The 12,508-nt window shown below is 67.5% G+C and carries 12 protein-coding genes; 5 read left to right on the top strand and 7 right to left on the bottom strand.

What is annotated here, in order from left to right:
• Positions 1-18 precede the first annotated feature (18 nt).
• The 6 genes from ACTJLD_RS36155 to ACTJLD_RS36130 form a co-directional block, all read right to left on the bottom strand.
• Positions 19-1,071: an aldose 1-epimerase family protein gene (locus tag ACTJLD_RS36155; protein WP_091921580.1), complete on the bottom strand. Its 1,053-nt coding sequence runs from the start codon at positions 1,069-1,071 to the stop codon at positions 19-21.
• A gap of 2 nt (positions 1,072-1,073) precedes the next feature.
• Entirely contained in the window at positions 1,074-2,447 is a 1,374-nt protein-coding gene (gene fucP, locus ACTJLD_RS36150) for an L-fucose:H+ symporter permease (RefSeq protein ID WP_060194210.1), read from the bottom strand.
• A 41-nt stretch (positions 2,448-2,488) separates the two neighbouring features.
• The gene (gene rbsK / locus ACTJLD_RS36145; protein WP_440661138.1) at positions 2,489-3,415 is read right to left on the bottom strand and encodes a ribokinase; all 927 of its coding nucleotides are present in this window, start codon (positions 3,413-3,415) and stop codon (positions 2,489-2,491) included.
• Between the two features lie 340 nt (positions 3,416-3,755).
• The gene (locus ACTJLD_RS36140; protein WP_059697220.1) at positions 3,756-4,433 is read right to left on the bottom strand and encodes a hypothetical protein; all 678 of its coding nucleotides are present in this window, start codon (positions 4,431-4,433) and stop codon (positions 3,756-3,758) included.
• Between the two features lie 253 nt (positions 4,434-4,686).
• Positions 4,687-5,544, bottom strand: a complete 858-nt coding sequence (locus ACTJLD_RS36135; RefSeq protein ID WP_440661136.1) for a PhzF family phenazine biosynthesis protein — start codon at positions 5,542-5,544, stop codon at positions 4,687-4,689.
• Between the two features lie 87 nt (positions 5,545-5,631).
• Complete coding sequence (locus ACTJLD_RS36130; RefSeq protein WP_027792401.1) at positions 5,632-6,450, bottom strand: TrmB family transcriptional regulator; 819 nt, start codon at positions 6,448-6,450, stop codon at positions 5,632-5,634.
• Between the two features lie 139 nt (positions 6,451-6,589).
• On the opposite strand from ACTJLD_RS36130, the gene ACTJLD_RS36125 reads away from it, so the two are divergent.
• The 4 genes from ACTJLD_RS36125 to ACTJLD_RS36110 all read left to right on the top strand — a co-directional run bounded on the left by ACTJLD_RS36125 (position 6,590) and on the right by ACTJLD_RS36110 (position 10,556).
• Positions 6,590-6,955 (top strand): RidA family protein, encoded by a 366-nt coding sequence (locus ACTJLD_RS36125; protein WP_027792402.1) that lies wholly within the window; start codon positions 6,590-6,592, stop codon positions 6,953-6,955.
• Complete coding sequence (locus ACTJLD_RS36120; protein ID WP_440661135.1) at positions 6,952-8,157, top strand: MFS transporter; 1,206 nt, start codon at positions 6,952-6,954, stop codon at positions 8,155-8,157. The genes ACTJLD_RS36125 and ACTJLD_RS36120 overlap by 4 nt, the downstream gene beginning before the upstream one ends.
• 281 nt (positions 8,158-8,438) lie before the next feature.
• Positions 8,439-9,128 carry an NUDIX hydrolase gene (locus ACTJLD_RS36115; RefSeq protein ID WP_440661134.1) on the top strand — a complete coding sequence of 230 codons (690 nt, stop codon included), beginning with the start codon at positions 8,439-8,441 and terminating at the stop codon, positions 9,126-9,128.
• Positions 9,129-9,164: 36 nt separating this feature from the next.
• On the top strand, positions 9,165-10,556 hold the full coding sequence (locus tag ACTJLD_RS36110) for an MFS transporter (RefSeq protein ID WP_440661133.1): 1,392 nt from the start codon (positions 9,165-9,167) through the stop codon (positions 10,554-10,556).
• Positions 10,557-10,602: 46 nt separating this feature from the next.
• On the opposite strand, the gene ACTJLD_RS36105 is transcribed toward ACTJLD_RS36110, so the two are convergent.
• On the bottom strand, positions 10,603-11,574 hold the full coding sequence (locus ACTJLD_RS36105; RefSeq protein ID WP_124536185.1) for an AraC family transcriptional regulator: 972 nt from the start codon (positions 11,572-11,574) through the stop codon (positions 10,603-10,605).
• A gap of 94 nt (positions 11,575-11,668) precedes the next feature.
• Here ACTJLD_RS36105 and ACTJLD_RS36100 point away from each other — a divergent pair, with 94 nt between their 5' ends.
• Positions 11,669-12,499, top strand: a complete 831-nt coding sequence (locus tag ACTJLD_RS36100) for an oxidoreductase (protein WP_060317329.1) — start codon at positions 11,669-11,671, stop codon at positions 12,497-12,499.
• Positions 12,500-12,508 lie beyond the last annotated feature (9 nt).

Below are 12,508 nucleotides of genomic sequence, written 5' to 3'. Positions count from 1 at the left end.
ATCGCGCTTTGCATCGCCTCAGGCATGGCGGGCTTCCGCCGCGCTCAGGTAGCCGGTGACGACCTCGAAGCGGCGCGTCGCGCCCGGCGCGAGTGTCGCGACATGGCCCTTGCGGCGTTCGGCCTGATAACCCTCCGGCTCGCAGGTCGACGGCAGCGCGAATGCGGCGACCTGCTGGTCCGCGTTGTGCAGGATCCACCGCGTCGCGTGCGGGAATTGCTCGGGGCGGTACGCGGTGTGGAATGCGCCGCCGTCCGGATGCGCGAGCCGGAAATGCGCGACGCCGCCGGCATCCGTTTCCGCCTCGTTCATGAAGAACACGATCTCCGGGTCGTACAGCGCGGGCGCATCGAGCGTGTGAAGCCGTTGCGGTTCGCGCGCGAGCGTGGCCGTGTAGTCGCGCCATGCGGCGGTCGGCTTCACGTGCGCGGGCACGCTGTCGCGCAGCCGCAGCCCGTTGTGCGGCAGCGACTGCACGAAACGGCCGCCGGGCACGTACGCGTAGTTCAGGTGCGCCATGTACATCAGGTCCATCGGCGCGCCGCCGAGATTCGTCACGTCCATCGAGATCGTCATCTGTGCGTCGTGCTCCATGAGCCGCACCGACGGACGCGCCATGTAGTGGCTGCCGAAACCCTGCACGTATTCGTACTCGCCGGTCACTTCGACGAACGCACCGCGCGCGTCCGCGCCGACGACCAGGCTCGCGCGGTCCATCGGCGCGCACGGCATCTCGCCGTGCAGCGCGTGCGTGTCGTCCGGCCCCGGGCAGCCGTTGCGCAGCAGCCCGCTGTGGAACATGAAGCAGCCGTAGGTATCGATGATCGAAGCCGCGCGTTTCGGTTGCCGGAACATGTGCTTCATCGTCAGGTCGCGGCCGTCGAACGCGGCGGCCCAGATCATCTGGCCGAGATACGGCAGCACGACGAGATGGCCGCGCCGGTTCTCGAGCTTCAGCGCCTCGACGCCGGACGGATACGCGAACGCGGTGACGGTCAGGCCGTCGGTGCGGTACAGCGTGCGCGGCGTGTCGCGGAAGTCGTCGCGCCGCAGTTCGATCTCGCCTCGCATGCTCATGCTCCCGACGTGTTGCGCGTCGCGGCGTAGCGCGCGGCTGCGTGGCCGTCGGCGGTTGCGTCGGGCGTCGCGGCCGGCAGGTGGCGCAGGCAGTAGAAGCCGTAGTAGACGATCACGACGAAGCAGGCGAGCGGCACGACGAACGCGAGCTGCATGTTGCCGCCCGTGTGGTCGGAGATCAGCCCCTGGATCAGCGGCACGACCGCGCCGCCGACGATGCTCATCACGAGGATCGAGCCGCCGTATTCGGTGTCCTTGCCGAGCCCGTCGATCGTGAGGCCATAGATGGTCGGCCAGCACGGGCCGAGGAACACGCTCACGCCCACGGCCGCATAGACGGCCGTGATGTTGTGCACGCTGATCGTATACGCGAGCAGCGCGATGCACAGGATGCCGTAGACGATCAGCACCTTGGCCGGACCGACGCGCTTCATCACGAGCGTGGCGACCAGCTTGCCGACAAAGAACGCGAAGAACGTCGCGAGCAGGTAGTGCGACGCGCCGCGCTCGGTGAGGCCGCCGATCTGCATCGCGAGCCGGATCGTGAAGCTCCACACGCCCACCTGCGCGCCGACGTACAGGAACTGCGCGACGACGCCCGCGACGAAGCGCCGGTTGCCGAACAGGCGTGCGAGCGTGCCGCGCGCGTCGATCCGGTGCGTGGCTGCGCCGGGGCCGTTGCCCTTGCAGGCCGGGTACGGCGTGAGCGCGAACACGATGAACACGGCGACGAGCACGACGATCAGCCACTTGTACGGCTCGAGCGTGGCCTGGATCATCGCGAGCTGGTGCACGTGGGCTTCGGCCGCCGACATCGCGGCAAGCTGCGCGTGCGACGCATCGCCTTCCTTGAAGATCAGGAAGCTGCCCATGTAGACGCCGGCCATCGCGCCGAACGGATAGAACGTCTGCGAGATGTTCAGCCGCCGCGTGCTGGTTTCGCGCGGGCCCATCAGCGTCGAATACGAGTTCGACGCGGTTTCGAGGAACGACAGGCCCGCCGCGATCACGAACAGCGCGACGAGGAACATCCCGTACTTCGCCATCGACGCGGCCGGGAAGAACAGCAGGCAGCCGGTCGTGTAGAGCAGCAGGCCGACCAGGATCGTCGTCTTGTAGCTGAACTTCTTCACGACGGTCGCGGCCGGAATGGCAAGGAAGAAGTAGCCGAGATAAAACGCGGACTGCACGAACGCCGATTCGAAATCGGACAGGAAGAACGACTTCTTGAACTGCGCGATCAGCACGTCGTTCAGGTTCGCGGCGGTGCCCCACAGCGCGAACAGGCAGCACAGCAGCGTGAAGGCGAAGAGCGGCGTGCGGTTCAGGTAATAGCCGTCGGGTGTGTGTTCGATTCTGGCTCGGCCCATGGGTGTCTCCTTCCTGGTTGTCTCGTCGATAAAGGCGCCGTTCAGATGCCGGCGACGCGGAGGAAGCGTTCGAACGTCGCGGTGTCGGCGTACGACTTCTGCGTGCCGAGGCCCGTGACCGAATGCGCGGCGTACGCGGACGCGTAACGCATCGCGTCGAGCGCGTTGCGCGATGCGGCGTAGCAGCGCGCGAAGCAGCCGATGTATGCGTCGCCGGCGCCCGTCGTGTCGCGCGCGTCGACCGGCACGCCGGGCACGTGCCGCACGCCGTCGCGCGAGACCAGCAGCGAACCGTCGCTGCCGAGCGTGACGAGCACGTGCTTCAGCCCGCGCGCGACCAGCGCTTCGGCGGCGCGTGCCGCGGTGTCGCGCGAATCGACCGGCATGCCCGACACGATCGCGAGCTCGGTTTCGTTCGGCACGAAGAATTCGACGGTGCGGATCCGCTCGAAATCGAGATCGGCGACCGCGGGCGCGGGGTTCAGCAGCACCGGAATGCCGTGGCGTGCGCCGAATTCGATCGCGTGATAGACGGTGTCGAGCTCGATCTCGAGTTGCAGCACGATCAGTGCGCATTCGGCGAGCTGCGGCGCGGCCGCGTCGATGTCGGCCGGCGTCAGGTGGCGGTTGGCGCCCTTGACGATCAGGATGCTGTTGCTCGAATCGGGCTCGACGAAGATCGGCGCGACGCCGCTCGGCGCGCCGGCGACCTTGCGCACGTGCGTGGTGTCGATGCCTTCGCGCGTGAAGTTGCGGATCGTGTTGTCGGCGAACACGTCGTCGCCGACCTTCGTGACCATCACGACGCGCGCGCCGAGGCGGGCGGCCGCGACCGCCTGGTTCGCGCCCTTGCCGCCGCAGCCCAGTTCGAAATTCGGCGCCTCGAGCGTTTCGCCCCGGGCGGGCATGCGTGCGACGTAGGTCACGAGGTCGACCATGTTGCTGCCGATAACGGCGATTGTCTCCATCTGCGTCTCTTCCTTGGTATGGGGTGCGCCGCGCGGGTGGTGGGCGGCGGCATGCACGATGTGATAATAAAATCACATTGATTGTGAAAATGCAATCACATGATGTTCGAAGGGTTACGCCCGACGCGCGATGTGGATGGGGTGGCTTCCCGGGGAAATCGACGTGTTGGCCGGTTTTGCCGTCGGATGTCGGATGAATTCGACGCGGCAGGGCCCCGCGCCGCGGAGCACCGCAGCAGGAATGCCGTTCGGGTGTGGGGAGGGTCGCCGGGCGTGACGGGCCGGCTCGACCGATCCGGCGGCGGCGAGGCGGGCGCTTTCGCGTGTTCTTGCCCGGCGCTTACGCGTACTCGGCGATCAGCGTATCGAGATTGCGCTGCGCGAGCGGTGTGAGCGGCGCGAATTCCGCCGATTGAAACAGCGGAACCTGCGCGCGCAGATGTTCGAGCGCCTGCTTGCGGCCCTCGCGGAATGCAGCCGACGGCGCATCGGGATCCTGCGCCCACTCGCATGCGATTGCGCGATCGTATTCGCGCAGTCGATCGGGCGCGGCCGCGAGGATCGCGAGATCCGCGTCGAGAAAAATCCGCCCGGCACGCTGCACGTCCGGGGCGGACGCGAACGCATCGGGCAGCCGGTGCGACTTCGTCGCGAGTACGAGATCGTGCGCAACGGACACATGCGATGCGTGCGCACGCAACCAGGATGCGCTGCAGTGTGCGTTCGTGACCTGCACGAGCCATTGCGCGCTGCGTGCTTCGTTGTCCGCATGATCCGGCAGGGTCGTCGCATACACGAAGTCGTGCGCCCATACCGCAAGCTCGATCACCGGCCACAGCGGTTCCGCGCGATACGGTGCGAGATGCGCGAACAGCTCGGCCAGGTGCGCGAGCGTGTGGTAGTGGCGTTGCGGCTCGCCATACGCGTGCTCGACGAGCGGCCAGACGGCGGCCGTGCCGAAGCAGGCATCGCAGGAGGCGTGCAGCGTGCGGACGAGGTCGGGGGCGAGGGCGTTCATGAGCGGCGATCGGCTCGGGCTGGCGATGTGCGCAGCATAACAAACGCGGCGGCGTGTGCAGTGCTTGCTGCGTTTCGATCCGGCGATAGCCGCGGATCTTGTCGACGGCATATCGCGGCGTGGCGGGCGGGGCGGCCGCACCGCATTTCCGATCTGGCGGTGGCCGGACGGTGGCGGCCGGTTCGTCATCGCAACGGGTTGCCCGCGCGCAGCGCGATGCTGACGATCGCGGCGATATTTCCGCCCGGCGCGTCTACACGTTGACGACGCCGCGCCCGAGTTCGATCACGCGCCCGCCGACACCGATCTTGCCGTTTGCACTGACCGACAATCGCAGCAGGCAAGGCCGACCGACGGCTTCCCCCTGCTCGACATGAAACGCGGCGGGCAGGTCGCGGTTCATCGCCAGCAGCCACCCGCCCAGGTTCGCGCAGGCCGATCCCGTCCCCGGGTCTTCCGACACGCTGCCTTGTTTCACGAAGAAGTAACGCGACACCACCGTGCCCGGCCGCTCGGCGTCGAACGCGAATACATACGCGGTCTTGCGGCCGAGGCTGCTGGTCGGCCAGATGCCGATGCCCGCGCTGTCGGGCTGCGCGCGGCGCACGGTGGCGGGGTCCTTCAGCGCGACGAGCAACTGGTCGGCGCCGGTATCGATCCAGACCGGCGGGGCGAGCAGGTCGTCTTCCGTCAGCCCCAGCAGGGCCGCCGTCCGGGCATCGGACAACTCGCAAGCCGCCGTCTTCGGCATGCCGGCATGCGGCGCGGTAAACGTCCACACATCGTCGTGCGCGCCGACGTCGACCACGCCGGCCTTGAACTCGAGCGCGAGTTCGTTGCCCGCGCCCAGAAGGTCGCGCACGACATGCGCGGTGCCGAGCGTCGGATGGCCGGCAAAGGCCATCTCGTAGCCCGGCGTGAAGATGCGAACCCGCGCATGCGCGCGCTCCGACGGCAGCACGAAGGTCGTTTCGGACAGGTTGAACTGCACGGCGAGCGCCTGCATGGTCGCGTCGTCCATGCCGCGCGCATCCTCGAATACGCAAAGCGGGTTGCCGCCGAACGTCGATTCGGCGAATACGTTCAGCAGGCGGAAGGCATAGGCGGTCATTGGACGCTCGCGTCAGTGTGGTGATTCACGTACCTGGGTGGAGTGCGCGCGGCGCGATGCGCGGGCAGCCGTGCAGGGTCGCATGGGTCAGCTCGCCTTGTCGAGCGGCGCAAGCATCGCCTGCATGTCGGGATGCTTCAGGACTTTCCGGTACTCCGCCGGGCTCATTGCGTCGATCAACACGCGCCCGCTCACGTCCGCCTTGATGTACTCGACCGCGAGCAGCGCAATGACCGGGTTGGTCGTCAAGGTGGCGTGATCGGGTGAATGATCGCCGAATTCCGCCACCACGGCCTCGGTGTTGTCCGCCACGGCGACGGCGAGCCGGCGGCCGGACAGCCTGAGCCGCGCGCTGGCGCCGCATTTGGCCATGTCGTAGTGGCGCGGCCCGTTGAGCGTGCGATTGCCGTAAATCGCCACGTGCGTGTCGACGCCGCGTGCCGCGGCGGCCTCGAGCAGCGGCCCGAGGTCGTCGATCTCTTCGTCCCAGACGCCCGCGAAGATCTGCGTTTTCGCGTTGACGATGACGCGCGCGAAGGCGCTGGCGATCGCTTCCCGCCCGCTCAGCGACCAGACGAGCCCCGGCTCCTGTTGAACCGGCAGCCGGTCGAGCGCGCCCGCGGCCGTTTCGAGATCCGCATTGAAGCGCTTGCGCAAATCCTCGAGCAACGATCGGTGGGGCACGGCCGCATAGCGGACGGGCTCGGAACGGTTGACGAGCACCGCACCGCGCGCCTCCAGACGCCCCAGCGTTTCATAGATCTTCGAAGGCGGCATGCCGGCGCGCCGGCCGACTTCCGCCCCCGTCAGCGCGGCCTGCCCGACGAGGGCTGCGTAGGCCTGCGCTTCGTACTGGGTGAATCCAAGCCGGATCAACGACGTGATCAGCTCCGTGTTTTCGCTCATGTGTATCGGCTCCGGCTCTTGCGCCCACGGCGACTTGCATGGGCCTGCTTGATTAACTACTTGAGTAGTATACAATCGCTCGAACTTACTACCCAAGTAGTAGGCGATGCTTCTCAACCTGACTGGAGAGATCTTCAACATGCGAAAACGGATCAGCACCGGCTCCCCGTGGGAGCCCAAGGTCGGCTACTCGCGCGCGGTGGTCGTCGACAACACCATCTACATTTCGGGGACGGCCGGCAAAGGCGCGGACGTGTATGCGCAGACACGCGATGCGCTGGCGACGATCGACCGGGTGCTGGCGGACAGCGGGTTCTCGTTGTCCGACGTCGTCCAGAGCCGCCTGGTGGTCGCGGACTTCGACAACTGGGAAGCCGCCGCACGCGCGCACGGGGAGATCTACGGCGATATCCGGCCGGCGTTTTCGCTGGTGCATGCGCTTCCGTTCGTCGATCCGGAGATCCTGGTCGAAGTCGAGGCGATCGCGGTCAGGCCCGCGGCATGACCGTCGCCGGCAACCGCGGGCCGCTGTCCCGCACCGCGACGGCCGTGCTTGCGCTGGCGGCCGGCGTGGCGATCGCCAACGGCTATGCGTTGCAGCCGTCGCTGTCGGCGATCGCGAGCGAGTTCGGGGTGGCGGCGTCGCGCATGGCGGCGCTCGCCTCCGTGACGATGCTCGGTTATCTGGTCGGCCTCGCCGTGCTGGTGCCGCTGGTCGACCGCTTCAGCCCGCGCGTGCTCGTCTCGATGCAGATGGGCGCGCTCGCGTTGTTGCTCGCGTGCGCGTCGCTGTCGCCCGGGCCGCTCGTGCTCGATGCCGCGTTTTTTCTGGTGGGCGCGGCAACCACGGTCGCGGCGCAATGCAGCGCCGTCGCCGGAAAACACGCGGATCCGCAACGGCGCGGCGTGGCGATGGGGGCCGTGTCGGCGGGCATTTCCGCCGGGATCCTGCTGAGCCGTTTCGCGGGCGGCGTGTTGTCGCAATGGTGCGGATGGCGCGGCGCATTGCTCGTGCTGGCCGGATGCGTTGCGCTGGCCGCCGTCGGCGGTGCGGTGCTGTTGCCGGGCGGCCGGCCGGAGGGGCTGCCCGGCCGTGCAAACCCGATCGCCGCGATTCCGCGGTTGCTGCGCGACAGTGCGCCGTTGAGGCGTCGTACCTGCGCCGGCATGCTCTGGTTCTTCGCGTTCAACCTGGTCTGGGTGGGGCTCGCGCTTCGTCTGGCCGGGCCGCCGTATAACCTGGGTGCCGCCGCGATCGGTGCATACAGTCTCGCGGGCGTGCTGGGCCTCGGCGTGACGCGCGTTGCCGGAAAACTCGCCGATCGATTCGGCGATCGCGCGGTCATCCGGGGCGGCCTTGTCGTGGCGGCCGTGTCGACCTTGCTCCTTGCCGTTACGCTCGGTCGACCCGGATGGCTGGCTGTCGGGCTGGCGTTGTTCGATGCCGGTTGCTTTGCCGCGCAGGTCGCGAACCAGACGCGCGTCGTTGCGATTCAGCCGGCCCGCGCCGGGGCCTTGAGCGCAGCGTACCTGACGCTGTACTACGCGGCCGGTGCCGGCGGTGCCGTCGCGGCCGGGCTGCTCAACGCGCGGGTCGGGTGGGGCGCGATGATGATCGTGACGGCAGCGGCCATCGCGGCGGCCGGGTGGATCGGTACCGCATCGGCGCGCATCGATGCGCGGAGCGAGCCGACATCCGTCGCTTGAGCGAGGACGCGACGTGCGCGCGCGGTCGAACGGAGTCTCGCTTTTTCGTGCATGATCGGTTTCTCCGTTGATCGACGGCGATCGGGTTTCGGCATTCAATCATCCGCAACGCTGGCGGATATTTTTACGCCGGAGCAGACAGTCGCGCACCCGCGCGTGTCATTTGCGATCGCATGCGAACACCGGTTCATCGGATTGACCACAACGACGCCGCGCCCATGCAACCCGTGTCGGGTTCAGTGTCGTGCAGCGTGTGCAGGTGCCGCACGCAGGAGGCAGACATGGAACCAGACAGAGGCGTCGTGAACGCCGGCGCCGGGTTGGCAGGCGCGCACGCGGAAGCCGGCTCGCCGCAGGCCGCGTTGGAAGCGATCGTCCGTGGTGTCGAAGGTCACGGCATTCCTGCCGGCACCGACTGGCCGACGGCGAAGCAATTCCTCGCGGACAACGACGGACAGTGGAAATTCTCAGCGGTGCTGGTCGCGATCGTCGCGCGGCGCGAACCGACGATCCTGTTGACCCGGCGCGCGTCGAATCTCAGCGAATACTCGTCGCACGTGAGCTTTCCGGGCGGCCGCCCGGCGGAGGCCGACCGCGATATCGGCGCGACCGCGTTGCGCGAGGCGTTCGAAGAGATCCGCCTCGCGCCCGGCGCGGTCCGCGTGGTCGGCAGCTTGCCGATCCATAAAACCAGAAAGCGTCACCACGCGATCTTTCCCGTGATCGGCCTCGTGCCGGAAACGGCGACATGGGAGGCGGCGCCCGCGGAAGTCGCGGAAATCTTCGAGTTTCCGTTCGCCGCGCTGCTGAATCCGGATCTGCCGCGTCAGTACACGGACGGCGAACGCATGGGCGCGTGGTATTGGGCGGAGCAGGCGCAGGACATCTGGGGCGTGACGGCCTTCATCCTGAATTCGCTCGCGGGCCTGGCACGCGATGCCGCGCACGGCGAGCCGGCGCGCGGCGACTAGTTCATGCACCGGGCCTGCGTCCGGCAAGGGTGATTCATGGAGATCGCGGAAACGTTCGGCGACGAAGGATTCGACATCCCTCGCCGCTATTTTGCGGCCGTCGCGATTCTGGTCGGCGTATTCATGTCCGCGCTCGACAGCGCGATCGTCAATATCGCGCTGCCGACGATCTCGACCGACCTGCGCGTGAGCGCGGCGTCGGTCATCTGGGTCGCGAATGGCTATCAGGTGGCGAGTGCGGCGACGATGCTGACGTGCGCGTCGCTCGGCTCGAGAATCGGCGAGCGACGCTTTTACACGATCGGGCTGGTGTTGTTTACGTTCGCGTCGCTCGGCTGCGGGCTGGCGTCCACCTTCGGCGCGCTGGTGGCGATGCGGGTCCTGCAGGGCATCAGCTACGCGATCCTGATCAGCGTCGGCTACGGTCTCTACCGGGTGATTTTCCCGCCCGCCTCGCTCGGGACGATCTTCGGTGTCAATGCGCTGGTATTTGCGGTGGGGACCGCCGTCGGCCCTGCATTGGGCGGCTTGATCGTCTCGTGGGCATCGTGGCCCTGGCTGTTCTTCATCAACCTCCCGTTCGGGATCGCCGCGATCGCGTTCTCGTTCGTCGCGCTGGGAAAAGACACGCATCGGGAGCGCGGCTTCGACGTGCCGGGCGCGGTGACTTCCGCCGCGGCATTCGGCCTCCTTGCGCTCGCCGTCGACCAGATCGGGCGGTGGAGCAACCGTACCGTGCTCGTGCTTGCCGGCGCTGCGGCCGTGCTGATGCTGGCATTCTGCGTCGGGCAGGCCAGGGCGCGGCATCCGCTGTTGCCGCTGGACATTTTCCGGTCGCGCCGATACACGTTCGCGGTGCTGACGTCCGTGACGATGTTCGTGTCGCAGGGCATGGCGCTGGTCGCGTTGCCGTTCGTGCTGCAGCACACGTATGCGTACAGCGTGCTGAAATCGGCGCTGGTCTTTACGCCCTGGCCGATCGCGGTCGCGCTGTGCGCGCTGTTTGCCGGGCGACTGGCGAATCGTTTCAATGCGACGCAGCTGTCGAGTGTCGGCGTGCTGATGTTTTGTCTCGGGATCGGTTCGCTGATCCTGTTGCCCGCGCAACCATCCGTCGTGGATTTCCTGTGGCGCGTCGCACTGTGCGGCGTGGGGTACGGCTTCTTCCTGCCGCCGAACAACAAGGAGATGTTCGCCAACGCGGCGAAGAACCGCACGGCCACCGCTTCCGGCGTGCTGTCGACCGCGAGAACGACAGGTCAGTCCATCGGCGCCGCGCTGGTTGCCGTGGTGATCGCGCTCGTCAGCGGCGCGGGCGGAGGCGAGGGCGAGCGGCAATTTCCCGTCTACGTGTTCGCATTGGCCTGCGCGATCGCCGCGCTGTCGTTCTTCGCGAGCGTCGCGCGCATCTATCGGCAGCGGGGCTAGACGCGGTCGACGGAAATTGGCGCGCTGGCCTGGCGCGGTACCCGATTCAATGCGACGACACGAACACCGCATCGTCGAATGCCGCCGGAATGGCGAAGCTCTCGCGCATGCGCTGCGTTTCCTTCGCCGGTGTCAGGCCGAACAGGCGTTTGAATTCGCGGCTGAACTGCGACGGGCTCGTATAACCGACCGCGTAGCCGGCCGCCTCCGCCGTCAGGTCCTCGCGCACCATCAGCAACCGCGCCTGATGCAGGCGTGTCGACTTCAGGTACTGCATCGGCGATACCTGCGTGATTGCCTTGAAGTGGCTGTGAAAGCTCGGCACGCTCATGCCGGCTGCGTCGGCCAGTTGCGGCACGTCGAGCGGTTGCGCGTAATCGGCGTGAATCACGCGCAGCGACCGGCCGATCCGGCCGAACTGCCCGCGCATCGCCAGCGCGCTGCGCATCGCGCTGCCCTGCGCGCCGGTGAGCACGCGGAAATACAACTCGCGCAGCAGCGCCGGGCCCAGCACCGCGGCATCGAGCGGCCGGCCCATCGCCTCGACGAAACGCAGCACCGACGCGTGCATCGTTGCATCCATCGGCGTCGACATCATGCTCCTGGGCGCCTGCACGGGCTCCGCGATGCCTTCGCGGTCGATCTGTGCCGCGAGTTCGGCGGCCATCGTGAAATCGAGGTGCAGATACAGCGCGAGCAGCGGGCGCTCGGGCGTGGCGTCGGTTTCCATGCTGAACGGCACGGGTACGGACACCGCCAGGTAGTGATGCTCGTCGTACAGATAGCGCTCGCCGCCGAAGTAGCCGCGCTTGCAGCCCTGGCACACGATCACGATGCCCGGGTCGTACAGCACCGGCGTGCGCGACAGCGCGCGGTTCGACCGCAGGATGCGCACGCTCGGCAATGCCGTCAGGTTGTAGCCTTCGTCGGGTGCCAGCGCGCGCAGCAGCGTCACCAGACGCTTCCGGTCGCGCGGCGGCAGCGATGGGGATCGGGTGGAGGCTGGCTCGGGGCTCATAGTTTTGTGCAAGAAAATCAGCGGAATCGGGCTTATTCGACGGGGTTCGTCAGACTAGTATGCACGCTCCAATCGACATACGGGAGAAGCTCACATGGCATCCGCAAACCTCATGCTCATTACCGGCGTCAGCAGCGGCTTCGGCCGCGCGCTCGCGCAGGAGGCGCTTGCCGCAGGCCACACGGTGGTCGGCACCGTGAGAAGCGCACAGGCGGCGCAGGCTTTCGAAGCGCTGTCCGCGCGGGCATTCGCGCGCGTGCTCGACGTGACCGACTTCGATCGCATCGACGGTGTCGTGGCCGAAATCGAGGCGAACGTCGGGCCCGTCGACGTGCTCGTGAACAACGCCGGCTACGGGCACGAAGGGATCATGGAAGAAGCGCCGCTCGCGGAGATGCGCCGGCAGTTCGACGTGAACGTATTCGGCGCGGTGGCGATGATGAAGGCGGTCGTCCCGTTCATGCGCGAGCGGCGGCGCGGGCGCATCCTCAACATCACGTCGATGGGCGGCCACATCACGATGCCGGGCATCGCTTACTACTGCGGCAGCAAGTTCGCGCTGGAAGGCATTTCCGAAGCCGCCGGCAAGGAACTCGAGCCGTTCGGCATCGCGGTGACGGCCGTGGCGCCGGGTTCGTTCCGCACCGACTGGGCCGGCCGGTCGATGATGCGCACGCCGCGCTCGATCGCCGATTACGACGCGATCTTCGACCCGATTCGCCAGGCGCGCGAGGAGAGGAGCGGCAAGCAACCGGGTGATCCGGTGAAAGCGGCGCGGGCGATACTCGCCGTCGTTGCGGCACAACATCCGCCAGCCCATCTGCTGCTCGGCAGCGATGCGCTGCGGCTCGTGCGCGGCAAACTCGCGGCGCTGGACGAGGAAATCCGGGCGTGGGAGGCGGTGACGGTATCGACGGATGGTTGAGGGGCGTAA

Source organism: Burkholderia sp. 22088 (assembly GCF_052045915.1).
Taxonomy (GTDB): domain Bacteria; phylum Pseudomonadota; class Gammaproteobacteria; order Burkholderiales; family Burkholderiaceae; genus Burkholderia; species Burkholderia cepacia.
This window is presented reverse-complemented; position numbering and strand designations above follow the sequence as displayed.

What these genes read in the sequence shown, in the direction of transcription:
- ACTJLD_RS36155 (WP_091921580.1), bottom strand. Translation starts at nt 1,071, where the DNA reads ATGCGAGGCGAGATCGAACTGCGGCGCGACGACTTCCGCGACACGCCG.
- fucP (WP_060194210.1), bottom strand. Translation starts at nt 2,447, where the DNA reads ATGGGCCGAGCCAGAATCGAACACACACCCGACGGCTATTACCTGAAC.
- rbsK (WP_440661138.1), bottom strand. Translation starts at nt 3,415, where the DNA reads ATGGAGACAATCGCCGTTATCGGCAGCAACATGGTCGACCTCGTGACC.
- ACTJLD_RS36140 (WP_059697220.1), bottom strand. Translation starts at nt 4,433, where the DNA reads ATGAACGCCCTCGCCCCCGACCTCGTCCGCACGCTGCACGCCTCCTGC.
- ACTJLD_RS36135 (WP_440661136.1), bottom strand. Translation starts at nt 5,544, where the DNA reads ATGACCGCCTATGCCTTCCGCCTGCTGAACGTATTCGCCGAATCGACG.
- ACTJLD_RS36130 (WP_027792401.1), bottom strand. Translation starts at nt 6,450, where the DNA reads ATGAGCGAAAACACGGAGCTGATCACGTCGTTGATCCGGCTTGGATTC.
- ACTJLD_RS36125 (WP_027792402.1), top strand. Translation starts at nt 6,590, where the DNA reads ATGCGAAAACGGATCAGCACCGGCTCCCCGTGGGAGCCCAAGGTCGGC.
- ACTJLD_RS36120 (WP_440661135.1), top strand. Translation starts at nt 6,952, where the DNA reads ATGACCGTCGCCGGCAACCGCGGGCCGCTGTCCCGCACCGCGACGGCC.
- ACTJLD_RS36115 (WP_440661134.1), top strand. Translation starts at nt 8,439, where the DNA reads ATGGAACCAGACAGAGGCGTCGTGAACGCCGGCGCCGGGTTGGCAGGC.
- ACTJLD_RS36110 (WP_440661133.1), top strand. Translation starts at nt 9,165, where the DNA reads ATGGAGATCGCGGAAACGTTCGGCGACGAAGGATTCGACATCCCTCGC.
- ACTJLD_RS36105 (WP_124536185.1), bottom strand. Translation starts at nt 11,574, where the DNA reads ATGAGCCCCGAGCCAGCCTCCACCCGATCCCCATCGCTGCCGCCGCGC.
- ACTJLD_RS36100 (WP_060317329.1), top strand. Translation starts at nt 11,669, where the DNA reads ATGGCATCCGCAAACCTCATGCTCATTACCGGCGTCAGCAGCGGCTTC.